27 protein-coding genes and 1 tRNA gene are annotated in these 23,333 nt (G+C 57.2%); 17 read left to right on the top strand and 11 right to left on the bottom strand.

Annotated features, from left to right (window positions below; translation table 11 throughout):
* Window positions 1-41: 41 nt before the first annotated feature.
* The 14 genes from LJX92_RS03610 to LJX92_RS03545 all read left to right on the top strand — a co-directional run bounded on the left by LJX92_RS03610 (window position 42) and on the right by LJX92_RS03545 (window position 11,147).
* Window positions 42-983: a ribose-phosphate pyrophosphokinase gene (locus tag LJX92_RS03610; protein ID WP_003208392.1), complete on the top strand. Its 942-nt coding sequence runs from the start codon at window positions 42-44 to the stop codon at window positions 981-983.
* Between the two features lie 138 nt (window positions 984-1,121).
* Window positions 1,122-1,727, top strand: coding sequence for a 50S ribosomal protein L25/general stress protein Ctc (locus tag LJX92_RS03605; RefSeq protein WP_005784612.1), 606 nt, complete (start codon window positions 1,122-1,124; stop codon window positions 1,725-1,727).
* Window positions 1,728-1,894: 167 nt separating this feature from the next.
* Window positions 1,895-2,479: an aminoacyl-tRNA hydrolase gene (gene pth, locus LJX92_RS03600; protein WP_005784610.1), complete on the top strand. Its 585-nt coding sequence runs from the start codon at window positions 1,895-1,897 to the stop codon at window positions 2,477-2,479.
* Between the two features lie 22 nt (window positions 2,480-2,501).
* A complete protein-coding gene (gene ychF, locus LJX92_RS03595; protein WP_005784608.1) occupies window positions 2,502-3,602 on the top strand; it encodes a redox-regulated ATPase YchF in 1,101 nt (366 codons plus the stop codon).
* Window positions 3,603-3,925: 323 nt separating this feature from the next.
* The gene (locus tag LJX92_RS03590) at window positions 3,926-4,849 is read left to right on the top strand and encodes a sigma 54-interacting transcriptional regulator (RefSeq protein ID WP_032878007.1); all 924 of its coding nucleotides are present in this window, start codon (window positions 3,926-3,928) and stop codon (window positions 4,847-4,849) included.
* Window positions 4,850-5,406: 557 nt separating this feature from the next.
* On the top strand, window positions 5,407-5,778 hold the full coding sequence (locus LJX92_RS03585; protein ID WP_032878008.1) for a hypothetical protein: 372 nt from the start codon (window positions 5,407-5,409) through the stop codon (window positions 5,776-5,778).
* A 2-nt stretch (window positions 5,779-5,780) separates the two neighbouring features.
* Complete coding sequence (sctJ, locus tag LJX92_RS03580; protein WP_032878009.1) at window positions 5,781-6,581, top strand: type III secretion system inner membrane ring lipoprotein SctJ; 801 nt, start codon at window positions 5,781-5,783, stop codon at window positions 6,579-6,581.
* A 13-nt stretch (window positions 6,582-6,594) separates the two neighbouring features.
* Window positions 6,595-7,176, top strand: a complete 582-nt coding sequence (locus LJX92_RS03575; RefSeq protein WP_228309320.1) for a type III secretion protein — start codon at window positions 6,595-6,597, stop codon at window positions 7,174-7,176.
* Window positions 7,154-7,747, top strand: a complete 594-nt coding sequence (sctL, locus tag LJX92_RS03570; protein ID WP_032878011.1) for a type III secretion system stator protein SctL — start codon at window positions 7,154-7,156, stop codon at window positions 7,745-7,747. The genes LJX92_RS03575 and sctL overlap by 23 nt, the downstream gene beginning before the upstream one ends.
* Window positions 7,748-7,835: 88 nt before the next feature.
* Entirely contained in the window at window positions 7,836-8,051 is a 216-nt protein-coding gene (locus LJX92_RS03565; RefSeq protein ID WP_032878012.1) for a hypothetical protein, read from the top strand.
* Window positions 8,052-8,444, top strand: coding sequence for a type III secretion protein (locus tag LJX92_RS03560; protein ID WP_078820233.1), 393 nt, complete (start codon window positions 8,052-8,054; stop codon window positions 8,442-8,444).
* A gap of 14 nt (window positions 8,445-8,458) precedes the next feature.
* On the top strand, window positions 8,459-10,585 hold the full coding sequence (sctC, locus tag LJX92_RS03555) for a type III secretion system outer membrane ring subunit SctC (protein ID WP_032878014.1): 2,127 nt from the start codon (window positions 8,459-8,461) through the stop codon (window positions 10,583-10,585).
* Window positions 10,582-10,785, top strand: coding sequence for an HrpT family type III secretion system protein (hrpT, locus tag LJX92_RS03550; RefSeq protein WP_078820232.1), 204 nt, complete (start codon window positions 10,582-10,584; stop codon window positions 10,783-10,785). Before sctC ends, hrpT begins: the two co-directional genes overlap by 4 nt.
* Entirely contained in the window at window positions 10,782-11,147 is a 366-nt protein-coding gene (locus LJX92_RS03545; protein WP_078820231.1) for a transcriptional regulator, read from the top strand. The genes hrpT and LJX92_RS03545 overlap by 4 nt, the downstream gene beginning before the upstream one ends.
* Here the strand turns inward: LJX92_RS03545 and sctU are convergent, their stop codons facing one another.
* From sctU to LJX92_RS03490, 11 genes are read right to left on the bottom strand one after another with little or no spacing between them, the layout of a single operon-like run.
* Window positions 11,148-12,245 carry a type III secretion system export apparatus subunit SctU gene (sctU, locus tag LJX92_RS03540; RefSeq protein WP_032878016.1) on the bottom strand — a complete coding sequence of 366 codons (1,098 nt, stop codon included), beginning with the start codon at window positions 12,243-12,245 and terminating at the stop codon, window positions 11,148-11,150.
* Window positions 12,242-13,030, bottom strand: a complete 789-nt coding sequence (sctT, locus tag LJX92_RS03535; RefSeq protein ID WP_078820230.1) for a type III secretion system export apparatus subunit SctT — start codon at window positions 13,028-13,030, stop codon at window positions 12,242-12,244. Before sctT ends, sctU begins: the two co-directional genes overlap by 4 nt.
* Window positions 13,031-13,040: 10 nt before the next feature.
* Window positions 13,041-13,304 (bottom strand): type III secretion system export apparatus subunit SctS, encoded by a 264-nt coding sequence (gene sctS / locus LJX92_RS03530; protein WP_014716816.1) that lies wholly within the window; start codon window positions 13,302-13,304, stop codon window positions 13,041-13,043.
* 7 nt (window positions 13,305-13,311) lie between these two features.
* Complete coding sequence (gene sctR / locus LJX92_RS03525) at window positions 13,312-13,965, bottom strand: type III secretion system export apparatus subunit SctR (RefSeq protein ID WP_078820229.1); 654 nt, start codon at window positions 13,963-13,965, stop codon at window positions 13,312-13,314.
* Window positions 13,962-14,975, bottom strand: a complete 1,014-nt coding sequence (locus tag LJX92_RS03520; protein WP_032878020.1) for a FliM/FliN family flagellar motor switch protein — start codon at window positions 14,973-14,975, stop codon at window positions 13,962-13,964. The genes sctR and LJX92_RS03520 overlap by 4 nt, the downstream gene beginning before the upstream one ends.
* Complete coding sequence (locus LJX92_RS03515) at window positions 14,972-15,430, bottom strand: type III secretion system HrpP C-terminal domain-containing protein (RefSeq protein WP_078820228.1); 459 nt, start codon at window positions 15,428-15,430, stop codon at window positions 14,972-14,974. The genes LJX92_RS03520 and LJX92_RS03515 overlap by 4 nt, the downstream gene beginning before the upstream one ends.
* Window positions 15,427-15,855 carry a type III secretion system stalk subunit SctO gene (gene sctO, locus LJX92_RS03510; RefSeq protein ID WP_032878023.1) on the bottom strand — a complete coding sequence of 143 codons (429 nt, stop codon included), beginning with the start codon at window positions 15,853-15,855 and terminating at the stop codon, window positions 15,427-15,429. The genes LJX92_RS03515 and sctO overlap by 4 nt, the downstream gene beginning before the upstream one ends.
* Entirely contained in the window at window positions 15,842-17,200 is a 1,359-nt protein-coding gene (locus LJX92_RS03505; protein ID WP_005784571.1) for a FliI/YscN family ATPase, read from the bottom strand. The genes sctO and LJX92_RS03505 overlap by 14 nt, the downstream gene beginning before the upstream one ends.
* On the bottom strand, window positions 17,197-18,102 hold the full coding sequence (locus LJX92_RS03500) for an FHA domain-containing protein (protein ID WP_228309887.1): 906 nt from the start codon (window positions 18,100-18,102) through the stop codon (window positions 17,197-17,199). Before LJX92_RS03500 ends, LJX92_RS03505 begins: the two co-directional genes overlap by 4 nt.
* A 37-nt stretch (window positions 18,103-18,139) precedes the next feature.
* Window positions 18,140-20,233 (bottom strand): type III secretion system export apparatus subunit SctV, encoded by a 2,094-nt coding sequence (gene sctV, locus LJX92_RS03495; RefSeq protein WP_103734675.1) that lies wholly within the window; start codon window positions 20,231-20,233, stop codon window positions 18,140-18,142.
* Window positions 20,230-21,294: a TyeA family type III secretion system gatekeeper subunit gene (locus LJX92_RS03490; protein ID WP_078820226.1), complete on the bottom strand. Its 1,065-nt coding sequence runs from the start codon at window positions 21,292-21,294 to the stop codon at window positions 20,230-20,232. The genes sctV and LJX92_RS03490 overlap by 4 nt, the downstream gene beginning before the upstream one ends.
* Before the next feature lie 263 nt (window positions 21,295-21,557).
* Between LJX92_RS03490 and LJX92_RS03485 the strand changes: the two genes are divergently transcribed.
* The 3 genes from LJX92_RS03485 (at window position 21,558) to LJX92_RS03475 (ending at window position 23,331) form a co-directional block, all read left to right on the top strand.
* Window positions 21,558-22,109 (top strand): RNA polymerase sigma factor, encoded by a 552-nt coding sequence (locus LJX92_RS03485; RefSeq protein WP_078820225.1) that lies wholly within the window; start codon window positions 21,558-21,560, stop codon window positions 22,107-22,109.
* A 238-nt stretch (window positions 22,110-22,347) separates the two neighbouring features.
* Window positions 22,348-22,424, top strand: a tRNA-Met gene (locus LJX92_RS03480).
* A gap of 127 nt (window positions 22,425-22,551) precedes the next feature.
* Window positions 22,552-23,331, top strand: coding sequence for a PhzF family phenazine biosynthesis protein (locus LJX92_RS03475; RefSeq protein WP_228309319.1), 780 nt, complete (start codon window positions 22,552-22,554; stop codon window positions 23,329-23,331).
* The last annotated feature ends 2 nt before the right edge of the window (window positions 23,332-23,333 follow it).

The raw sequence follows: 23,333 nt of genomic DNA, 5'->3' as shown, positions 1-23,333 counted from the left end.
TAATACTCATCCAGGTTACCCTCAGCCTCTAGGTACTGCGCGTGTCCAAGATGATGGTCTTTACGGGGAATGCCAACCCCGATCTGGCTCGACGTGTCGTACGTCAGCTGCATATCCCTCTCGGTGACATTTCTGTCGGTAAGTTTTCCGACGGCGAAATTACAGCCGAGATCAATGAAAATGTCCGCGGTAAAGACGTCTTCATTATTCAGCCGACCTGCGCTCCGACCAACGATAACCTGATGGAACTCGTCGTGATGGCTGATGCCTTCCGCCGCTCCTCAGCGACTCGAATCACAGCTGTAATCCCTTACTTTGGTTATGCCCGTCAGGATCGCCGTCCGCGTTCCGCACGTGTGGCTATCAGCGCGAAAGTCGTTGCTGACATGCTGACCGTGGTAGGCATCGACCGTGTTCTCACGGTTGACCTGCACGCTGACCAAATCCAGGGTTTCTTCGATATTCCGGTAGATAACATCTACGGCTCCCCCGTTCTGGTGGATGACATCGAAGACCAGCGCTTTGAAAACCTGATGATCGTGTCCCCGGACATTGGTGGCGTCGTGCGTGCACGGGCCGTTGCCAAATCCCTGGGCGTGGACCTCGGGATCATCGATAAACGCCGTGAAAAAGCCAATCACTCTGAAGTGATGCATATCATCGGTGATGTCGAAGGGCGTACCTGTATTCTGGTTGATGACATGGTCGACACCGCCGGCACCCTGTGCCACGCGGCGAAAGCCCTGAAAGAGCACGGTGCTGCAAAAGTCTTCGCCTACTGCACACACCCTGTGCTGTCGGGCCGAGCGATCGAGAACATCGAGAACTCCATGCTGGACGAACTGGTGGTGACTAACACCATCCCGTTGTCCGCTGCTGCTCAAGCCTGTTCGCGTATCCGTCAACTGGATATCGCACCGGTAGTTGCCGAAGCGGTTCGCCGCATCAGCAATGAAGAATCGATCAGCGCGATGTTCCGTTAAGGGTCAAACCTTCGGAGCACCTCACTGACGAAAAGCGCCCCGCCCCAACATACTGTTGGGGCGGGGCTTTTTTGCCCATATCGCCTTTAGCGCTGGTCGCAAACGCTGGGGCGAATGTGGTTATTTTGGAGATACAACATGAACGATTTTACTCTGAATGCTGAAGTGCGTTCCGACCTGGGGAAAGGTGCGAGCCGCCGCCTGCGTCGTCTCGCAAGCCTGGTTCCAGCTGTAGTTTACGGTGGCGACAAAGCCCCTGAATCCATCAGCATGCTGGCCAAAGAAGTTGCCAAACTGCTCGAAAACGACGCTGCCTACAGCCACGTTATCGAACTGAACGTTGGCGGCAAAAAGCAGAACGTTATCATCAAGGCCCTGCAGCGCCACCCTTCCAAGGGCCACGTACTGCACGCTGACTTCGTACGCGTCGTAGCTGGTCAGAAACTGACCGCTATCGTGCCTGTGCACTTTGTTGGCGAAGAAGCTCCAGTCAAGAAAGGTGGCGTTGTTTCTCACACCACTACCGAGCTGGAAGTAAGCTGCCTGCCGAAAGACCTGCCTGAGTTCATCGAAGTCGACCTGTCGGCTGCTGAAATCGGCACCATCATCCACCTGTCCGACCTCAAGGCCCCTAAAGGCGTTGAGTTCGTTGCACTGGCTCACAACGACGACAAGGCTGTTGCCAACGTCCACGCGCCACGTGTTGTAGCAGAAGATGAAGCCGGCGAAACCGCTGCCGAGTAATACACTCTGCAACGAAGGAGCTTGAGGGAACATCGCGGACCGAAACGTAGCGAGAAAGCGGGCAACAACGCGAAGTTTATCTCTGGATAAGTGAGCTCCTGTCGTCCACTTTCGCCGCACGCTGGTGTAGCGATGTTATCCACAACTCCAAAGGAAGGGCCCCTGTCGTGACTGCCATTAAACTGATCGTTGGCCTGGGAAATCCAGGCGCCGAATACGAACAGACCCGGCATAACGCGGGGGCCCTTTTTGTTGAGCGCATCGCCCACGCCCAAGGCATCAACCTTGTGGCCGATCGCAAATATTTCGGCCTGACCGGGCGCTTTTCGCACCAGGGTCAGGATATTCGTCTACTGATTCCCACCACCTACATGAACCGCAGCGGCCAGGCTGTCGCGGCGCTTGCGGGCTTCTTCCGGATCAAACCCGAAGAAATCCTGGTGGCCCATGACGAACTGGACCTGCCACCCGGCGTTGCCAAGCTCAAGCAAGGCGGCGGACACGGCGGGCACAATGGCCTGCGCGACATCATCGCGCAGCTGGGCAATCAGAATACCTTTTACCGTCTGCGGCTCGGCATTGGCCACCCAGGCGTTGCCAGTATGGTTTCAAATTTCGTCCTGGGTCGTGCGCCACGCGCCGAACAGGAAAAACTCGATGCCAGCATCGATTTTGCCCTCGGCGTGCTGCCGGATATCTTCGCCGGTGAATGGAACCGCGCGATGAAAAACCTGCACAGCCAGAAGGCCTGACTTTTACCCGAGGGGAAACACCATGGGATTCAATTGCGGCATCGTCGGCCTGCCCAACGTCGGCAAATCCACCCTGTTCAACGCCCTGACCAAGTCCGGTATTGCGGCGGAGAACTTCCCCTTCTGCACCATCGAACCCAACAGCGGCATCGTGCCGATGCCGGACCCACGCCTGGAGGCACTGGCAGCGATCGTCAACCCCAAGCGCATCCTGCCGACCACCATGGAATTCGTCGACATCGCGGGCCTGGTCGCTGGCGCATCCAAAGGCGAAGGCCTGGGCAACAAGTTCCTGGCCAACATCCGTGAAACCGATGCCATTGCCCATGTGGTCCGCTGCTTTGAAGACGAGAACGTGATCCACGTCTCCAACAGCGTCGACCCCAAGCGCGACATCGAAATCATTGACCTGGAACTGATCTTCGCCGACCTCGACAGCTGCGAAAAGCAACTGCAGAAAGTCGCGCGTAACGCCAAAGGCGGAGACAAGGACGCAGTGGTCCAGAAAGGCCTGCTGGAGCAGTTGATCGCTCACTTCACCGAAGGCAAGCCGGCACGCAGCCTGATGAAGAGCATGGGCACCGATGAGAAGGCTGTGATCAAGGGCTTCCACCTGCTGACCACCAAGCCTGTGATGTACATCGCCAACGTCGCCGAAGACGGCTTCGAGAACAACCCGCTGCTCGACGTGGTCAAGGCCATTGCCGAGGAAGAAGGCGCCATTGTTGTTCCGGTATGCAACAAGATCGAAGCTGAAATCGCCGAGCTCGATGACGGCGAAGAAAAAGATATGTTTCTTGAGGCCCTGGGCCTTGAAGAGCCTGGCCTGAACCGTGTGATCCGCGCCGGCTACGAGATGCTCAACCTGCAGACCTACTTCACCGCCGGTGTCGAAGAAGTTCGCGCCTGGACCGTCAAGGTTGGCGCTACCGCGCCACAAGCTGCCGGCGTGATCCACACCGACTTCGAAAAGGGCTTCATCCGCGCCGAAGTGATCGCCTACAACGACTTCATTCAGTACAAGGGTGAAGCCGGCACCAAGGAAGCCGGTAAATGGCGCCTGGAAGGCAAGGAATACGTCGTCAAGGATGGCGATGTAATGCACTTCCGTTTTAACGTGTAAGTACAACCCGCGGTATTGACTGCGGGACCAGAAAAAGCCGATGCATTGCATCGGCTTTTTTGTGGGCGAGCGCTTATGAAAAAAGACTTGTATCCCCAAAAAAAACAGACTCTCAGAATATTCCTACTTACCAATCGATCGATTAACCCCGCACTTATTCCTGCGTCCAACAAGCCTTAACTTACCATCATTTTCCTACATCACTCCTCCGCTTAAACCTCTCTACACCGAGTGACAACTTTTATAATCTACGCTCTACTGAAATGGCGCTTGCACACCGTATTTGCAACAGTGAAGTAATAGCGAACAGGGAGTATCAATTCATGTCGACCTACGTCCAGAAGGATAATAAAACAGACGTTTCACTCATCGAAGGTCCGGAAATTGAAACCACGCTTAACAACACTGCCGCGCTCAACGTTGACATTCTGTTGCTGGGAGAAACCGGCACCGGAAAAGACACTCTTGCACAGCGGATTCATCGTTTATCGGGGCGACGCGGTAATTTTGTTGCCGTGAACTGTGCGGCAATCCCAGAAAGCCTCGCGGAAAGCCAGTTGTTCGGTGTCAACAGCGGGGCTTATACCGGGGCAATACAATCAAGGGCTGGATTCGTCGAAGCAGCCCACCTGGGTACCCTATACCTGGATGAGATCGACAGCATGCCCCTGAACCTGCAAGCCAAGCTCCTGCGCGTGCTGGAGTGCCGTGGGGTGGAACGCCTGGGCTCGACTCGGTTGATCTCAGTGGACATGCGCGTCATCGCATCAGCCCAGCAGTCGCTGCAAATCATGGTCGAACAAGGCGCCTTCAGGCGTGACCTCTACTTTCGTTTGAATGTGGTCAACATCGAGCTCCCCGCCCTGCGAGATCGGCGCGAACGCATCATCCCATTGTTTCTGGAAATGGTTCAGGAAGAAGCGGAGCAGTTCAAATGCAGTGCCCCATCGCCTCCTGACAGCCTGCTGCATCAACTGCTCTGTCACTCCTGGCTGGGTAATGTGCGCGAACTACGTTCGACGGCGAAACGGTTCGTCTTGGGCCTCCCGCCGCTCTCAACTCCCGCATGCAGACAGCAACCACTTCAGACGGACCTGAAGACACGCCTCCAACAAATTGAAAAAGCATTGATTGAAGAATCCATGTACCGCCACCACCACTGTGTAGATACCGTAGCAATTGAACTGGGGGTCGCTAAGCGCACGCTGTATTACAGGATGAAACACTTGAAGATATCACTGGCATAAGCTCAATCATTCCTCTCACAGCTAACAAGTAGGCCATAAAAACCCTGTATCGCCAAAGACCTGATCAAACAACCACTCAAGAAAACAATTAGTTACATCGCGACCTGGAAACATCTGGAACGCATTACTAATACGGGCCACACAGTTGTTGCCAGAAGCAAATCTCTGTAACACGTAGATGCTGCCGTGATTTGACCGATGGAAAAATAAAGACCCAAAAAACCCATAGTAGGATTTCTATATGAATGTTGGCGCAGGAAGTGGTACAGGCTCTATACCGCAGACATATTCAGGGAGTATGGATGGAGTTGGAGGCGCGAACGAGGGCTCAGCCGAAGCTATCTTCGAGAAAATGAAGGCTGATGCAATAAAAAATGGCTGGAAGAGTGCTGAAGTAAAAAATATTCAAGCACTGATCCGGTCGGGCTCAGGCCAATAATCGCGAGGTGATCGATTACCTTTCAGGCTTTGCAGCCCGAAAGGTAATCATCCAACCGGCCCGACAGACCATTTTAGTGCTCTAGAGCCACTGTCCACCCTGAATGAGTAGACACTCCATGCAAATAATAAACGACCGCTTTTCACAGAAAAGCAGCAATACCGAACACGACCGTAAGCCACAGGAACAATCGGCAGGCGGTACGGACGTCAGTTTTTTCACGTCACTGTTCGAAGGTTCCCATCCCACAAGCACAATCTCTGCCAAGCCTGAAGGCTCACTCCTTTTGACAGAAGCATCAAAGCACCTGAGCAACTCAAGAGATGGCTTCGCAAAAATAATCCGCTCAACCAAAAAGGGGATTGATGTTGAGGCCATAGGAAATTACCCACGCGAGTTACATAACGCGCAACTTACAACACAATTGATGGTGAAATGTCTTGCCAAGACAACGCAGTGCATTGACAAGATCAGCAACATGCAGTCTTGAGCATGAATAACTCTCTGCTTGTCGCTTTAGTTTTGAGTATGACTTTTATATTGAGCGGATGTGGTGACCGGGTAGAACTGCATCGCCAACTGTCCGAACAAGAAGCCAATGAGGTTGTAGCCGAATTGGCTGATAAACATATTCGTGCGCAAAAGGTACCGGCCAAAGACGGGGTCGTCGTAACGGTTAATACAAGCGACATCGGGCGCGCCGTACGTACCTTGGAAGCCGCCGGCCTTCCCCGGCTCGCCCGGACCACTATGGGGGATACCTTTCGCAAGGAAGGGGTAATTTCCACCCCTCTGGAAGAGCGTGCCCGCTACATCTATGCCTTATCTCAAGAGCTTGAAACCACGTTATCCAAGATCGACGGTGTGATCGTCGCACGTGTGCATGTGGTATTGCCTGAACGCATAGCGCCAGGAGAGCCGGTCCAACCCGCATCCGCTTCCGTATTCATCAAGCATGATCCACGCCTGGACCCCGACAACATTCGCGCGCGGGTCCGCAGAATGGTGGCGAGCAGTATCCCTGGGATGACCACCGCAGTGGATAACCCGCAAAAACTCACCGTGGTGTTTGTACCGGCCTCCACTTATCAGGAACAACAACGCCTGGTGTATTTCGGCCCCTTCCTGGTGCCCGGCGACGATCTCGGATTCTGGCGATCCAGCATCATGATCTTGCTGCTCGGTCTGGCTTCGGCCGTGGCAGCCATGATCTTCCTGCAAGCGCGGCGCAAGCGTCCTCATCTGGAGCCCGCGCTTACAGGAAACTCAACGGGGCCAACGCATGGCACCTAGACCCGATCATCTGATGCGTGAGCAACTGGCCTGGGCTCAATGGTGGGCTTTTCCCTGGAAACAGGCCCACGAAGACTGGAGAGGCGACAAGTATCGTGCGATTGAAAGGCTTTTTTATAGCGGTCGGTCAGCGCCAGAAGACCTTACGGGTTTTGTCGCCTGCTTGCCGGCTGCACCTCATGCCACTGTGCTTCGGTTGGCCCTGGCCTCCACGGACCAACTCAACCTGGCGCTGGCATTGGCCAACCACACGTTCAATCCCCAGGCAGCATCACCCTTGAGTGAAGATCATCATGAGTGGTGCATGCGCCTCTCCATGGCGCTGCACCCTTCCATGCTGCCCCCACATTCCGATCCGCTGCGACTACTTCATAGCTGGGTTGAGCCCGCTACCTGGCAGCGCCTTCGATTGCGTTTCCCCCGTACACGTGTGAGCGAGGCTGAAACAGCAGACGCCCCACTCGAAAGTGCGAGCAGCCGATTGAACACCCTCTGGCAGGCCGTCGTCTGGCGCGTCGCAAGCATGGCGAGCGACAACATGCCCCTGTCTCGCAAGGATGAGGAAAGCAGCGATGTTATGCCGACATACTATTGAGTTACGCAAGGACGCGTCCGGCACGCGAGCCAACCTTATCCCGCGCGAAGAGCTAGCCAATTGGGAACAGGCCAACCATCTCTTGAGCCACGCCAATGCCCAGGCCGACGAATTGATACGTATGACCGAAAAAAAATGCGAGGCCATGCTTGAACAAGCCTCACTGGAAATCTGGCAACGCGCCGATGCTCAACTCAAACAATGGGAACGCGACCGTCAATCGATGTGCGACAACCTTGAACACTACGCGACCGCCATCACCAACCAAGCCATTCGCTGCCTGCTCGACGAGACAACTGCCCCGCAACGGCTCGCAGCGCTGTTGAAACAATTGCTGGATAGCCAAGTTCAGGAAGTCAGTGCGACGTTGCTCTGTCATCCCCATGATCTTGAGGAGATAAGACAGGGCCTTGCCCGTCACAAGAGCAGATTCTGGAAGTTAAACGCCGACGACACGGTTCATCCTCAAACACTCGTATTGAAAACAGATGAGGGGGACTTCCGTATCAGCTGGAATGCCATGCTCGACACTTTTTTCAACCAGGGCAAAGAGTACTCGATCGAGATCTAATCCTACGAGCACAGAGACTTTATTTATATTCTCCACTCAGAACTAACTGTTTAAATTCACCCATCAACATAGCTATCAGAGGGAAATCATGGATTTTTTCAAAGAGCTGACTCATTCGATTGCCAGAAATAAAACTTCTACATACAAAGAGTTCAAGTCCGGTTTTGAAGAAAGCCTGGCGGCCGAAGACAGCGAGCGGTTTCACAATTTAGTAACGCGCAGAGAGGTCACCTTTGCGCTTTATAGTGAGCACGGTAAAACAGTCAATCAGATGCTCAAAACAACCATTGAAAGTTTTCAGTAAATGAAAGCGCTCGTGGGTGACTGGTTGAGCGGCAGGGAGGAAAAAATCGCCATATTTGAAGGTGACGACGAAGTCACCTTGCGACGTCAGGGCGACGCCGTTTTATTGGGTGTTCAACTGACCTCAGCGGTGACAGATAACTCAGCCTTGCAAGGCTGGCTGCGCCTGGGTGCTGCCAGCTTGAACCATTTTCAGGGTGCATTGGCTCAAAAAGCTGACACAGGTGCGCTATGGCTGATTCAAAGTCTGCGCACCGACCGTGGTGAAGCCCACGTACTGAATTGCCTCGAGACCCTGCTGAACCAACGTGACACATGGCGCGCCATCGTTGCGCGTCTTGCTCGTCCAGCCCAAAACCTCAAACCCACCCCGCTACGTTCACGCGCGTACTAATCAGAGAACTGTCTATGCCTAACAAGACCCATAAGGGCGGCCGCTTGTGCCTTGACTCGCCTGATGCTTCATTCAAAAGAGCCCATTGGCGGAATGTGTTCCTGTTTTCCTGGCTGCTGGTTTCAACTCAAAGCGCGGTGGCGGCGATCCCCGCCGAATGGAAGAACACCGCCTACGCTTATGAAGCCGAGCATAAGCCAGTCCGGGACGTGCTCGACGACTTCGCCCAAACCTTCGGTACGCAACTGCAAATCGAGGGCCTGCTGGAGGGCACCGTCAACGGCAAGATACGCGCCAATACCCCACAATCCTTGCTCGACCGGCTGGGAGTAGAACATCGCTTCCAATGGTATCTGTACAACAACACACTCTACATCAGCACCCTGGACCAGCAGGAGTCCGCGCGCCTGGAGGTTTCCTCTGAGACCATTGCCGACCTCAAGCAGGCGCTCACTGATATTGGCCTGCTCGATAGTCGCTTCGGCTGGGGTGAGTTGCCCGAGGATGGCGTCGTGCTCGTCTCCGGGCCTCGGCGCTATATCGAACAAATCAAGCAGTTCAGCAGCCAACGCCGCACCGTGGATGAAAAACAGACGGTGCTGAGCTTCCCGCTGAAGTTCGCCAATGCCGCTGATCGTCAAGTGGATTACCGCGGCCAGAAGCTGACCATTGCCGGTGTTTCCAGCATTGTGCAAGGGCTGCTGGAGCCCCGTTCAAATCCGATCTCCTCGGTGCTGAGCCAGCGCCCTTCCTCACAGCCCTCGCCTATTGCGCCGAATGTTCCCCGCTTGAGCAATCCCATGCTGGGGCAGATACTCGGTACAAACAGCAACACCATGCCATTGGATATTGGCGCCACACTCCCCCCGCGTGCACCGATACCCAGCAGCCGGATTCGCGTCGAAGCCGACATTCGCAATAACGCAGTCCTGATCTATGACCTGCCAGAGCGCCAGGCCATGTACCGCGAGTTGATCGCACAACTCGATGTGGCGCGCAAACTGGTGGAGATCGACACGATCATTCTGGATATCGAGCGTACGCAGTTGGATGAGTTCGGCGTGAACTGGGGGTTTCAGAACAGCCGGTTCCGTGCAGGTTCGTCATCCCAACAGTTGTCGCTTGAGAATCGCGAACGTTTCTATGCCGACATACGCGCCCTGGAAGCCAAGGGGCTGGCGACGATGGTTTCCAACCCGTCCGTGCTCACCCTGGAAAACCAGCCGGCGGTGATCGACTTCAACCGCACTCAATACCTGACACCTGGTCGGCAGAACGCAACCATCTTGCCGGTCACCGTGGGGACCAGCGTTCAGGTCATACCCCGCGTCATCACCAGCCGCGGCAGCCATCAGATTCACTTGGTCGTGGATATCGAGGACGGCACGTTCGACGAATCCAACCCCAACCGTAACCTCAGGGACCTGGATGTTCGCCGCGGTAACGTCAGCACCCAGGCCGTCATGGCGGAAAAGCGCTCTATGGTTGTAGGCGGCTTCCACGTCACGGAAAGCACCGACAGGCAAAGCAAGGTGCCACTGCTGGGTGATATCCCGTTGCTGGGCAAGGCGCTGTTCTCTTCCAGCGAAAGGCAGAACAATCGGCGTGAACGCCTGTTTATCATCACGCCGCGCGTCATCGGCGACCAGGCCGATCCGTCTCGCTATTTACCCCAGGCAGATCAGGCCCAATTGCAGGCGGCGCTGGCACCGCTGGCCAGGCGTAACGCCCCTCACCAGCCGGTGATCAAGCGTAGCGACGTGATCAGTACCCTGGCGCACCTGGTGACTGGGCAAGTGCCCAAGGCCTTCAAGTTGGCGCCAATGCCCGTGGGGTTGAACACGCTGTGCAGCACCCGCGACCTGCTCGCACTGAGTACCGAGCGCAGCCAATGGTATGCAGGCCCTGAGTACAACGTTGCAGTCGTAGTACTACGCAACCAGTTCAACCGCAATGTGCGCATCGATGAAAAAGAATGCAGCAACTCGCAAACGCTTGCCGTCACCGTGTGGCCACACGCCTGGTTGAAACCGGGAGAGGAAGCCGAGGTATTTATTGCCATGCGTCCGGTGGTGAAGGATGAACACCTCAGCGTACCGCGCCCCACCTTGATTACGCCATCTCAAAAGGTTCGCCCATGAAACATCAATTGTTGTGCGTCACTCTGATCGGTGCGGCGCTGCTTGTCAGCGCTTGCACCCCCACGTGCAAAGGCGACTCCTGCTCACGCCCCCAATCGACCGCACAAAAGATGGTGATCTGGTGGCCATCTCACATGCGCGTCGAGCCCGGCCCTTCCGGGGAGCGAGCGGATTACCAGACGATATCGCTGGAACGATGAGCATCAAGGAAATACCCGACGAACCACGCCAGGTATTTCTGGAGAACCTGGTGAGCGGCGCTGCCACTCACCAGGTTCTCACTCGGGGCATCGAGGTGCGCGCGCTCAACGCGGGTAATCACCCTGGACTGGCCTTGCACATCATTCGCGAAGCGTTGCAAGCCGGGCAACTACAACGCGTATTGCAGCGCCGCTTTGAGCAGGCACAGGTGTTTGATGGCTGTTTTATCTATCTCGATACCCAGGGCGCCTTGGTGATCTGGCACGCATTGCCCACCTCCCACTGCAATCCGGGCAGGATCCTCAGCAGGATGCTCTCGCTGGCCAATCTCAGCGCTCTGGACCCAGGCTCCAGTCGCTGATCAGCGCTGATCAAGCTCAGGCAATTCCAGCGTTTCGCGCTTGGCTTCGTCATCCAGCTCGCGCAAGGTGCGGTAGATCAACGCTACGGCCTGCAAGGTCTCGCGAGGAATGCTTGCACCCAGCTGCTTGGTATAGATCGTGCGGGCCAGCCACACACATTGAATCACCGGGACCTCGGCGACCTTTGCGCGCGCGATCAGTTTTCGCGCTTCGTCGTCCGTGCCCTTGCTGATCAGCAGGGGCAAAGGCGTCTCGCCTGGGCGGTAGTACAGCGCGACTGCAAAGTGCGTCGGGTTGACCACCAACATGTCGGCTTCTTCCAGCTTGGGCAGCTTGACCTTCGGCTCCTCTTGCGCCAATTCCTGCGCCAACTGGCGGCGCTGGCCTTTCACATGCGGGTCGCCCTCCATGTCCTTGTACTCTTTGACGACCTCAACCTGTGTCATGCGCATACGCTTGGCGAAGAAGTGCTTTTGCAAAGTCAGATCGATCAGCGCCAACACCAGCAACAGCCCCAGGCAGGCATGCAGCAGGTGACGGAACAACGCGATCAGCGCCAACAGATAGCTCTGCAGGTCGCTGTTGGCAAGGTTAATCAACGCCCCCAACGCGGGCCAGACCACCACGTACACAATCAGGCCCAGTAGGAACGCTTTGGCGATGCTCATCAGCAGATTCATTAACGACTGGGCAGAGAACATCTGCTTGATCTGGCTGATAGGGTTGAGGCGATTGAAATCCATCTTCAGCGTGTCCGGCGCGAACAGCAGGCCGAACTGCATCCAACTGGCAATCAGCTTCGCGGCAATCGCAAGCCCGGCCATCAACAGAGAGAACGAGAAAAACATCACCAGGCCCTCCACCAGCACTTCTTCCAGCACCCGCGCAAACGGCTGGCCCAAGCGTGATATCGGCAACACCAGCAGTTGCTGAAAGCGTTGCAAGCTGGTTTCGGCAGTGAACAAAGCGACCTCACTGATAGCCGTCAGCGCCAGCAGCTTGCTCACATCCTGGCTCTGCGCAACCTGACCTTTCTTACGTTGGTCACGCAGCTTCTTGGCGGACGCCGGATGCTTTTTTTCCCCCGAATCACTCACGGCGCCGAGACCTTGAACAAAAGCCCCAGGTAGTGCTTAAGGTCACCCAGCTGGCTCATACGCCCGACAATAAGATCCTGTAACAGTGCGAAGTACAGCAACAAAATACCGATTCCCGCCAGGCACTTGACCGGCGGAGCCAAGGTACTCACTTGCAATTGCTGGCTGTAGACCCCCAGTAACGCGATACCGAACTCCAACAGCAACAGCACGGCAATAAAGGGCGCGGCATAAAGCATCATGTGCATGAATGTGTCACTGAGCAGCCCGACAAATACGCTCATGCCATTAGCTGCTGGAAGCGGAAACCACACGGTGGGTGGCCAGATCAGGTAACTGTCCCAGATCACCTGGGTGAGCGCGCCCAACCCCAGGATGGCCATCAGCAAGTAAATCGCCAGTTGCTTGAACATGTGCCCGATCGGCGTCGCGTCCGGCCCCAGTGACGGGTTAAGTTGGCCACCGGCCAAGGCTCCACGCTGGTTGTCCAGCAGCGCTCCCACCGACTCGAACATCCAGAACGGCATCGCCAACAACACCCCCAGCAGCAACCCCAACGCTACCTCCTTGAGCATCAGCGCACCGAGCATCAATGCTGAATAGTCCTGCCCTGCCAAAGCAGCATGAATACCTGGAGCGGGCAACAACGCCATGACCATCACGATGGTGTGCCGGGGCAGGCCGCGCACATGTTGAAAACAAAACGCCGCTACCAGGATGCCACAGGGGTAGATACGCGCCATGCCGATCAACAGGCTGGGGAGATACTCAAGATAAAGCAGCACAGGCAACGCCTTAGTTCAGGGCCGAACGGCCGATCATTTCAAACGTCAGGTTGATCAGCTGGATCAACTCCACGCCAATCCATCGGCCCGTGAGGATCAATGTGACACCCACCGCCACTAGCTTGATACCAAAGGGTAATGTCTGGTCCTGGATCTGCATCAGCGCTTGTACCAAAGAGGTCAGCACCCCCACCACCACCGCCACGATCAGCGGCGGTGCAGACAGTACAACCACCAGCAACATGCCCTGCTTGAACAGCACGATAGGTTCCATACGCCACTCAGAGATAGGAAAGGAACAGACTGTCGAGCAACCGCGACCAGCCAGACACCAGCACAAACAGCAGCAGCTTGAGCGGCAGGGAAATGGTCATCGGCGAGACCATCTGCATACCCAACGCCAGCAACAGGTTGGAAACAATAAGGTCGATCACAATGAAGGGAATGTAGATCAGGAAACCGATCTCGAACCCCGCCTGCAATTGCGAAAGCACAAAGGCCGGGATCAGCAGGATAAGATCCTCACGCTGTACCTCCTGAGCCATTTTCGCAGGCCACAGACGTGCGGTATTGTCCAGCAGATGGGTCAGCACATCCGGGTCCACATTACGCAACATGAATGCACGCAAGGGGTTGATGGCCTCATTGCCGGTATGCAGAAACGTTTGCACGTTGCTCATGTCCAGAGGCGACGCCTTGATATTCTCGGCGATTTCGTACCCCACCGGCGCCATGATGAACAAGGTAGCCGCCAGAGCGATTCCGTTGATGGCCATGCTCGGAGGTACTTGCTGTACGCCGATGGCATTGCGGGTAATCATCAGCACAATCACGATTTTCAAGAAGGCTGTGCAGACCACCAACAGCATGGGCATCAACGACAGCGCGCCCAGAAATATCGCCAGGACGATCGGGTCCAGCCCTTGAAGTATCATCGACCGAACACCACTCGGGACAACTGCAACCCAAGGCGCCCGTCAACTTCCACCAACTGCCCCTGGCCGATGGGCCGATCGCCATAAAACAGACCCGCCATGCCTGGGGCAAAGCCGGTAATGCCCAGTACCGAGCCGGGCACGAGGTTACGCAACTCCCCCAGGGTCAGGTTCAGTGTTCCGCAGCGTACGCTCAGCGTCATGCTCAATTCATCGAACGGCTCGGGGCCGAATACGTCCATTACGGGTTCATCGTCTTCATGCCCCGAGTGATGAGGTACATCTAAATCTTCGTCCACAGACACGTCCTCGATAGAAGTAAGAGTGAAACGTAACCACCCGGTGTCATCGTCAATGCCGCCATGCAGGCGCTCTCTGCCGACCGACACATAGCCGCTGCCCCGGGCCTGAAAAAAGGTCTGTTCAAGCACCAGCACATCGCCAGCTCGCAGACTGCCGGCCTGTACAATCGGTAACCGCAACCGCCCAAGGGTCACGGCAATTGCCAGTTGAAACGACAACGGCAGCGGCGCAGCCGTGGCCCGCCAGGCCCCCGCCTCGTACAACGCCAAAAAGCTTTCGGGGCTCAACCACACATAACCCTCAACCCACGATGCCCCCAGGGTCACGGTGAGGCGACAGCCAAAGCCTTTTGGTCGCCCGGTGTGTAGCAATCGCACATAACCCAACAGCGCTCGCACTTCGGGGCTCAGGTAATACTGAAACAACGTCCAGAACCAGGAATCCGGTTCGTTGTCGGCCCCTGCAAGGGTCACCGGACATTCACCCAGCAGGCTAAGCAACGGCCCCGCCTTAGCGAGCGCCAGCACACCGCACTGCGTGTCGAAGCACACCACGTCACCGCCAACAGGCGCACGTCCAGGCTCAAGCCGCAATTCACCGGCCTGACCCGCAACATGGAACGGCAGGTACAGGCCGCGGCCCAGCTGGCGGCGCGCGGCAACCCCGTCGCTCTTGATCGAAGGTAATGTCAGTAGCGGTACGATCATGGGTTGCCGACGCTTGGCAGAAGCAGGCTGACCGGCAGACCCAGCGCTTGCGTAAAACGGTCCTCACACTGTTGCCGTACGCCGCTGAGCCAGCGGGCCGTGGCGTCGTGTTCCGCTTCCAATTCAATGGCCCAGCCGCTCTGCTCTCGGCGCACGCTGGCGTTGATCCGTCCCAGGCGTGGCAAGTACAACACTGCCTGCAACGGCCACTGCGAACCGGCCAACACACGAGGCGTCAGTTGTTCGGCCAGCGCCTCGATCATGGCAATACCGGCCGCAGATTTTTTTCGCGACAAGGAGGCGCTCGTCCCTGCGCCCTCCCCATCACCCGCAAACAACCGCGTAAACAGTCGCCCTTGTTCCCACGCAACCATGCCCGCTGCTCCCGAGTCACGCTCTTCGCGGGGCTCACGCAGGGGGGGTCGTTCGGTGGGTTTATTCGCAACCTGGGTCATGTCGGCTCCTGTGCAAGCAAAAGTGATAGCTCCTGTAACTTTTCCACCTGCCGCAGGCATTCGGTGGCTTGCCTCTGGGCACTGCCAACGTGGTGTTCCTTTTCTTGCCGTTGGTTGCGCAGCGCCTCAAGCTGCCCCTCTTCGCGCTGGGTACTGGCGGATAAGGAGCGCTCCTGTGCGTTCCAGGATTTCAGGCCCGCCAAGGTCAAGAGCTGGCCCTGGTGCTGACTGAGCAACTCAGCACTTTGCCGGGCTTGCTCCTGCCGAGTGTGTTCAAGTGCATCCTGGGCCTGCTGGATATGCGCGAGCAGGGCCTGCTGCGCACGCTTGGCCTCACGCAGGGCACGTTCGGCACGATCAGCCCTGTGCCTGCGCAGGCAACGCAGCATCTGCACTTCACCGTGCAGCACATCAGAAGGGGACATAGGTCGTCAGCTCCTTGAGTTGCTCCAGCGTGACGGCCATCGGTGTCGGCTCACGCAAATCCTGGCGCAGGAAACCGTCCACCGCCTGGCGACTGTTCACGGCCAGGTCCGTCAACGCATCGCTGCCAGGCTGGTACTCGCCCAGCTTGAGCATCAACTCGATCTGCTGGTACGCCGATAACAACCGTCGCAACGCCGTGCCCGCCTGAATATCCTCTGGCGCCGCAACGTTGCTCAATATTCGTGAAAGGCTCGCCAACACATCCACCGCCGGATAGTGCCCACGCTCAGCCAATTTGCGCGACAGCACGATATGGCCGTCGAGCAATGAACGTACTTCATCGGCCACCGGATCGTTCATGGAGTCCTGCTCAATCAGCACTGTGTAGATCGCTGTGATCACGCCGTCACGGGTCAACCCGGCGCGCTCCACCAAGCGCGGCAGCAAGCTGTACACCGAAGGCGGCAGGCCTCCGCGCCCCAGGGGTTCGCCGGCAGCCAGGCCGATTTCACGCTGGGCCCTGGCGAAACGGGTCAGGGAATCGATCAGCAGCAACACCCGCTGGCCCTTGCGCCGAAAACCTTCAGCCAGTGCCGTGGCGGTAAAAGCGGCGCGGGCACGCTCCATGCTGGAGCGATCAGACGTGGCACACACCAGTACCGCTTTAGAGCGCAGTTGCTCATCGAGCTCATGGTCGAGAAACTCACGCAGCTCGCGCCCCCGCTCGCCGATCAAGCCGAACACGATGACATCGCATTCGACGTTACGGGCGATCTCGGCCAACAAGGTGGTTTTGCCACAACCGGCCCCGGCGAACAGACCGACACGCTGGCCTTCACCGAGCGTCATCAATCCATCGATGGACCGCACCCCGGTGGCCAGCGCACGGTTGATACGCGGCCGCTCGGTGGGCAAGGGCGCTTCACATAACACCGGGCTGGTATCCGGCAGTTCGGATTCGACAAATGCGCTGGCACCCTGGCCCGTAATCGGCCTTCCGAAACCGTCCAGAACCTGGCCCAGGAGCGCCTCGCTGACTTGCACTCTATGCGACACGCCCAGGCGCTCGACAGGCGCCCCCACGCGCACGCCTTCCAGGTTCCCAAGGGCACTGAGCACCGCATCCTGCTGATCAAAACCAATGATTTCAGCGAGCATGCAGTCACCCGGACCTTTTTCCACCTGGCACAAATCACCGATACGCGCCTGAGGCAGCCGGCACTGCAGCAGCATGCCGTTGACGCGCTGGATTCGCCCGCGCATGGACACCGGCGCAAAGCTGCCGAGCGCCTGGGCCTGGCGTTGCTGCCAGGCGTCCAGACGCGCTTGCTCGGAGGTACTCACCAGTGCACCTCGTAACGCTGTGCGCCATCAAAAACCACTTTGCTGTTGTCGATCAGCACCAGGCGCAAGCCGTCCACCTGATCCCCCAAAAAGAGCCGGCTACCCTCTTCCAGAACCACATGACCGTTAGGTCCGCCGACAATTTGCACGATCCTGAACGGCAAGGCGTCATCTCGCACACGTACACGACTGATCACCGGCACCATACTGTCGAATTGCTCACCAAAGCGGCTGAGCATCCGCGACACCAGCTCCACATCGTCCTGGGAAACATCGCCGTTGAGCACGACTTGACCGTTGATGACTTGCAGGTCGATCCGTTGGCTCAGCTCACGCTCGCCGAGCATTTTCAACAACTGCTGACGCACATCAAACGGTGAGGCCAATTCGTGTTTGCCAATCACCGATGGCATCAGGGAAGCCTGCGCGTCATGCTCCCCTGTCGAAACCATGCCCACCACTGCGATGACTACCGCCACCACCAGCATCAGGCTGATCAACCGATTTTGCTGCGAGGGTGATATCGACGATAACGGCAGTGTCTGCACAGGTTGTTCCGGTGATGGCAATGCCGCAGATACCGGGGCCTCAGGCACAGGCTCAGGCCATGGATGATCTGCCAAGGCGACGCACAATCTCACGCTACCCACCAGAAAGGGCACGTTCAACGCCAGGCTCGGGATCTGCGCCAGGGCCTGGCCATCAGCCCCGTACACCAACTGCGCCTGGGCCTGCACCGACCAGTTAACGTCGCAAAACTGCAGCAGGGCATGATGCTCGGCGACCCCTGGATCGCTCAGCACCAGGTCAGCGTCCGGCTGGGCACCGATGCTCCATCGCTCGCCGAACAACGGCAACGCAGCGCCCTGGCGCAGCCCATCAAGCACGCGTAACTCATACATCATCGAGCCCTCCTTCGTACTGTCCATGGCTGCGAAATCATGCCGCTGCGCCACGCATCAATGCTTCCTGACCGAGGTCAATGCGCCCCAACACCTTGACCTTGGATGCGCTCCCCAACTCAGCGAAAGACAGCACCGGTACATGGTTGAACTCTTCGAGCAATAGAGTCCGCAAGGGGCTGCGCAAGTCCTGCGCCACCAACATCACGCTTTTGCTCTTGGCCCTCAAGGTAAAGGCCTGATTGAGCAGGTTGATAAACGCCGCGCTGTGATCCTGGTCCAACGCAAAGAACACCCCGGTCTGGGTTTGGCGCAGGGCTTCGCGCAGGATGTTTTCGCTTTGCGCAGACAACAGCCAGGCGTGCAGGCCGTCGGCCTCGCTGTACTGGTGATAGATCTGCGCCTTGAGAGCAATGCGTGCATAGTCGGCCAGGGCTTCCGGCTCACGCTCATGCTGTCCGTACTCGATCAGCGATTCGACAATCAGGCGCACCGCCCGCAGGGGGACACCTTCACTGGCCAGGCGCTGCAACACCGCAGAAAAACGCGACAGCGGCATGATGCGCTGCAGTTCCTGCACCAGTTCCGGCTGATTATGCTCAAGCCAACTCAGGATCGACTTGCTCTCCTGAATCCCCAGGAACTGTGGCCCGCTGAGCATCATCGCCTTTCGCATACGCTCCAGGATCAGGCTCGTGGCGGTGAAGCGCTCCAGTTGCGGATCATCAAGCAGCGGATCGTCAGGGGCCAACCAGAGCCAATCCTGTTCATCGCGCTCAGCCAACCCGGCGATGGCGTGCTCTGGCTCAACCTCAAGCGCCATGCGCTCAACGGCCATATGATTGACCACTGACGCCCTGACCATGGGGACTTCATGCACACAAAAGCGCATCTCATCGGGGGCCAGGGAGTCATCGAGCTCGACTTCGAACGGCGGCAATGTCAGGCCAATATTGGCGACCAGCGAATTTCGCGCCTGGCGAATCCCGTGAATCAGATTCGTCACTTCAGGCGTGCCACGCAGAACAGGGGAAAACTGCAACAGGTAAGGGCGCGACGGGTCAAAGCCGCGCAAGTCCTCTTTACCGTTCTCTTCAGGGCGAACGACTTCGGCGGCCTCGTTGGAAGGCTCTGCCTGGTGTTGACGCTGGCGCACCAGGTAGTAACCCACGCTGCCGGTGATCAGCGCGATCAGGATAAATACCAGGGTAGGCATGCCAGGGACCGCGGCAAACGCAAGCATTCCCACCGAGGCAATCACCCAACTCTTGGGCTCGCTGGTCATTTGCCGGGCAATTTCGACGCCCATGTTACTGACGCCTTTGCGTCCATCCGGCGCAACACGGGTGATGATCATGCCCGCAGTCAAAGAGATCAGCAGCGCCGGAATCTGTGCAATCAGGCCATCGCCGATCGTCAGTACCGAATACAACGCCATCGAATCGCCTGCGCTCAAGCCGTGCTGGAACATTCCTGTGGAGAAGCCGCCCAACAGGTTGACCACGACGATGATCAAGCCGGCGATAGCGTCGCCCTTGACGAACTTCATGGCCCCATCCATGGCCCCGAACAGTTGGCTCTCACGCGACAACTGCTCACGCTTGTCCCTCGCTTGCATGCCGTCAATCAGCCCTGCACGCAGATCGCTATCGATAGACATCTGTTTGCCCGGCATCGCATCCAGGCTGAACCGCGCCGCCACCTCGGCGACCCGCTCCGAGCCCTTGGTGATCACCAGGAAGTTGACCAGGGTCAGGATCAGAAAGATCACCATCCCTACCGCCAGGTTTCCCCCCACCACGAAATTGCCGAAGGCCTCGACGATGTCACCGGCGTCCTGTTCCAGCAGGATCAAGCGCGTGGTCGCAATCGACAGCGCCAAACGAAACATGGTGGTCAGCAACAGGATCGATGGGAACGATGAGAACGCCAGAGGGCCTGGTAGATAAAGCGCCAGTACGATCAACAGGCAAGATATGCAGATATTGAGCGCAATCAGAATATCTACCAGCCAGGTCGGCAGTGGCACGATAAAGATAAAGACAATGGCCATGACCACCACGGCGCCCAGCACTTCTGCGCGCTGTGCCACTTTGAGCAGCAAGCCGTTGATGGTCGACAGCAGGGTCACGTCATAACCCCGGCCAACTCAGGAAAACGCTGGGTACCACCGTCGATCCGGTTCAGCTCGTCCATCACCGCTACAAACCTGAACAAGGTTTCCTCGCGGACTCTACTGTCAGACCATAAGGCCAACGGTAACTGCCGGATAAGAGGGTAAAGCGCGTTGAGAGCGGCCAGTTGCCTGGAGGGTGATCCACTCCCCATCTCATTCCCCAACCGCAGGATTTCATCGGCGGCGATGCCGCTATCGGCGTATCCAAGCAGGCGCTGCAGCAGGGAAACGGCGTCATGATCGATGCCCAGTCGCAGGTTGAACGCCAGGCAATCGGCCAATACGGTGCCCAACTGCCCGCAACTTCGCAGGCCCAGCAGCACAGAACGCAACAGTGGGGTGGGCATCGATGACACCCGGGCCGCGATATCGTCTGCCAAGGCTTTACGCATCACATTGAGCCCTTCATAGAAGCGCTCGCCGCCGTATACGCCCAGCAGGGCTTGCATCATGGTCGCCAGCGATTGGCGCGTGACCACGCTGGCATAGTAGAGCGCGCGGAGCGCCTGGCGTTCCTGCGGGTCCGCGCCGGCTGCTTGCAATGCTACGGCAATGTTCAGGCCAGCCTGGATTTCTCCCTTGAAACGCGCCTCGAATTTGGCAATGGCTGCGCGGGCCAAGGCAGCCTCGGATTTACGCAGTTCAGCGTCCGCCTGGCCTGCCACGTGCTTGAGGACCACGAACGCACGCGCCGGGTCGCCGCCTGTGAGGTCGAGCAATTTGTCGACGCTGGCGTTTTGCAGTAACTGCATTCTGATGCGGCGAGAAACCGAGGCCATGCTCGCCTGGGCCGGATGCCCCAACTGGTCATAAAGCTGCACCAGTTGTTCCGCAGCAGGCACGCGCTGGGCCATCTGCCGCTGGGCCAGCGGAAGTTTATTGAGCTCTACTTCCTGATTGAACAGTTGGGCCAGTTCATCAACACCCTTCGCAGGCGCAGGCACGGCAGTATTGCTGATAACAGGTTGATCCAGGCGTTGGACCGTTGGCACATCGTTGCGCGATTCGACTTTCATGGACAGGCCAGTTCAGGAAGAGTGTGTCTCTGTGTGGCAAAGCCTACCCATACGGTTCCATTGAAATTCGAGACGACGGCACGTTTGAAAATACTTGCACGGACCTCTAATCCTCACGTGCAAAAGCCTGCGTAAAAAAGCATCAATTCAAGATATTTATATATATAAATTAAGTAGTTACGTGATTTTTTCTGTTTGGCACAAGCAGTGCAATCGGGTTCCTGTCGATACGTTTCGACTGCGTCTACCTTAAGGAAAAAATCATGAATATTCCTATTGAAGCCTTAGTTCACCTTGGTGGCAATTCGCCTCAATTCATGCTTCATCTGACAGACGATCAACAGAAAAAGCTTCGCCGCTTTATTCATAAACGCGTGCTTAACCCGGAAGATGCGGATGATCTTTTGCAATTGACCTACCTGGAAGCCTGGCGTAATCGCGAACGTTTCAGCGGCACCGCAACGCTCAGCACCTGGATGTGTGGCATCGCGCAGAACCTGATCCGCAATCACTTTCGGCGCCTGTATGCCAAACCCGCACATTGCGAATTCGATGAGTCGCTGTGGCATGGCCAGGAAGACACCCACAGTCTGGATTGGGAGTTTGAGATCAACCGGCGCCTGGAAAATACCCTGAGCGCTATCGATCACTTGCCGACCGAGATGCGCAAGACGCTGTACGCTTCACTGGAAACCGACGGTAGCTATCAGGACACCGCCGACGTACTGGACATCCCTATCGGCACCGTGCGCTCGCGCCTGTCACGGGCACGCGAACAGCTCAAGCGCGTGACCCACACCCCCCTGCATCGCTAAGCTGAATTAGCCGGGCAAGCGTTGGGCGACAGGGATATCTGCCCAACACTGTCAGACTTGGCCTGATAGACGCCAATGCTCTGCATCTGCCCCCCGCTACAGAGCGCATCCGCCAGCGAGCCTCCCTGCCGCCTGTCACCCAAAGCAGCGTTTTCGGTTAAACGGTTGAAAGCGTAGAAAAAAACTCAACAAAAAGACTTGACGCATTGCCGTTCCGAGCGAATAATGCGCGCCACTTGGCTACATAGCTCAGTTGGTTAGAGCATAGCATTCATAATGCTGGGGTCCGGGGTTCAAGTCCCTGTGTAGCCACCAAGTACTAAAAACGGCTTACCGAAAGGTAGGCCGTTTTTTTGTGCGCGTAAAAAACTCCCCAACTGTATTTTGACGCCCCCCACCCCCACTGTTAGTGTCCAGCCTCCCTAAAATGCGGAGTGCCCCGATGAAACTGGACATCTACCAAGTCGACGCTTTCAGCCAACACCCCTTCGGCGGCAACCCGGCGGCGGTGTGCCCGCTCACCGAATGGTTGCCCGACGAGCAACTGCAGAGTATCGCGGCTGAAAACAACCTCTCGGAAACCGCGTTTTTTGTACCCCGTGGCGAGTTCTACGAGCTGCGCTGGCTCACCCCCGAAGTCGAGGTAGACCTGTGCGGCCATGCCACCTTGGCGGCGGCCTGGGTATTGATTCATATGCTGGCCGATGCGCCGCAAGTGCTGCGCTTTGCAACGCGTAGCGGCGAGTTGCGGGTGACGCGCAATGGCGATGAACTGGCGATGGATTTCCCAGCCAAACAGCCGCAACGCTGCGAGCCACCGGCCGGAATGTTGAGCGCACTGGGCATTGAAACTGCTGAGGTGTCTGGCACCGATGACTACATCGTGCTGGTGGAAAATGAAGCGCAGGTGGCGGCACTGACACCGGATTTCGCACGGCTCAAGGGCCTGCCCAAACGTGGGATTGCAGTCACCGCCAAAAGCACACAGTTTGATTTTGTCTCACGCTGGTTCGGCCCGAATGTGGGGGTCAATGAAGACCCGGTCACCGGCTCGGCGCACACCTCGCTGGCACCGTTCTGGGCCGAGCGCCTGGGCAAGTTGCAGATGACCGCCGAGCAAGGCGGCCAGCGCAAGGGCCAGTTGCGCTGTGAACTCAAGGGCGACCGCGTGATTATCTCCGGCAAGGCGGTGCTGTATATGCAAGGCACGATTTATCTGTAAAA

This window comes from Pseudomonas sp. HN8-3 (assembly GCF_020790195.1).
Classification (GTDB): domain Bacteria; phylum Pseudomonadota; class Gammaproteobacteria; order Pseudomonadales; family Pseudomonadaceae; genus Aquipseudomonas; species Aquipseudomonas synxantha_A.
Note: the sequence above shows the minus strand (reverse complement) of the source record. Positions and strands in the feature narration are given on the sequence as shown.

Coding starts and splice junctions, on each gene's coding strand:
- LJX92_RS03605 (WP_005784612.1), top strand. CDS start 1,122: ATGAACGATTTTACTCTGAATGCTGAAGTGCGTTCCGACCTGGGGAAA.
- ychF (WP_005784608.1), top strand. CDS start 2,502: ATGGGATTCAATTGCGGCATCGTCGGCCTGCCCAACGTCGGCAAATCC.
- LJX92_RS03590 (WP_032878007.1), top strand. CDS start 3,926: ATGTCGACCTACGTCCAGAAGGATAATAAAACAGACGTTTCACTCATC.
- LJX92_RS03585 (WP_032878008.1), top strand. CDS start 5,407: ATGCAAATAATAAACGACCGCTTTTCACAGAAAAGCAGCAATACCGAA.
- sctJ (WP_032878009.1), top strand. CDS start 5,781: ATGAATAACTCTCTGCTTGTCGCTTTAGTTTTGAGTATGACTTTTATA.
- LJX92_RS03575 (WP_228309320.1), top strand. CDS start 6,595: ATGCGTGAGCAACTGGCCTGGGCTCAATGGTGGGCTTTTCCCTGGAAA.
- sctL (WP_032878011.1), top strand. CDS start 7,154: ATGTTATGCCGACATACTATTGAGTTACGCAAGGACGCGTCCGGCACG.
- LJX92_RS03565 (WP_032878012.1), top strand. CDS start 7,836: ATGGATTTTTTCAAAGAGCTGACTCATTCGATTGCCAGAAATAAAACT.
- LJX92_RS03560 (WP_078820233.1), top strand. CDS start 8,052: ATGAAAGCGCTCGTGGGTGACTGGTTGAGCGGCAGGGAGGAAAAAATC.
- sctC (WP_032878014.1), top strand. CDS start 8,459: ATGCCTAACAAGACCCATAAGGGCGGCCGCTTGTGCCTTGACTCGCCT.
- hrpT (WP_078820232.1), top strand. CDS start 10,582: ATGAAACATCAATTGTTGTGCGTCACTCTGATCGGTGCGGCGCTGCTT.
- LJX92_RS03545 (WP_078820231.1), top strand. CDS start 10,782: ATGAGCATCAAGGAAATACCCGACGAACCACGCCAGGTATTTCTGGAG.
- sctS (WP_014716816.1), bottom strand. CDS start 13,304: ATGGAACCTATCGTGCTGTTCAAGCAGGGCATGTTGCTGGTGGTTGTA.
- sctR (WP_078820229.1), bottom strand. CDS start 13,965: ATGATACTTCAAGGGCTGGACCCGATCGTCCTGGCGATATTTCTGGGC.
- LJX92_RS03520 (WP_032878020.1), bottom strand. CDS start 14,975: ATGATCGTACCGCTACTGACATTACCTTCGATCAAGAGCGACGGGGTT.
- LJX92_RS03515 (WP_078820228.1), bottom strand. CDS start 15,430: ATGACCCAGGTTGCGAATAAACCCACCGAACGACCCCCCCTGCGTGAG.
- sctO (WP_032878023.1), bottom strand. CDS start 15,855: ATGTCCCCTTCTGATGTGCTGCACGGTGAAGTGCAGATGCTGCGTTGC.
- LJX92_RS03500 (WP_228309887.1), bottom strand. CDS start 18,102: ATGTATGAGTTACGCGTGCTTGATGGGCTGCGCCAGGGCGCTGCGTTG.
- LJX92_RS03490 (WP_078820226.1), bottom strand. CDS start 21,294: ATGAAAGTCGAATCGCGCAACGATGTGCCAACGGTCCAACGCCTGGAT.
- LJX92_RS03485 (WP_078820225.1), top strand. CDS start 21,558: ATGAATATTCCTATTGAAGCCTTAGTTCACCTTGGTGGCAATTCGCCT.
- LJX92_RS03475 (WP_228309319.1), top strand. CDS start 22,552: ATGAAACTGGACATCTACCAAGTCGACGCTTTCAGCCAACACCCCTTC.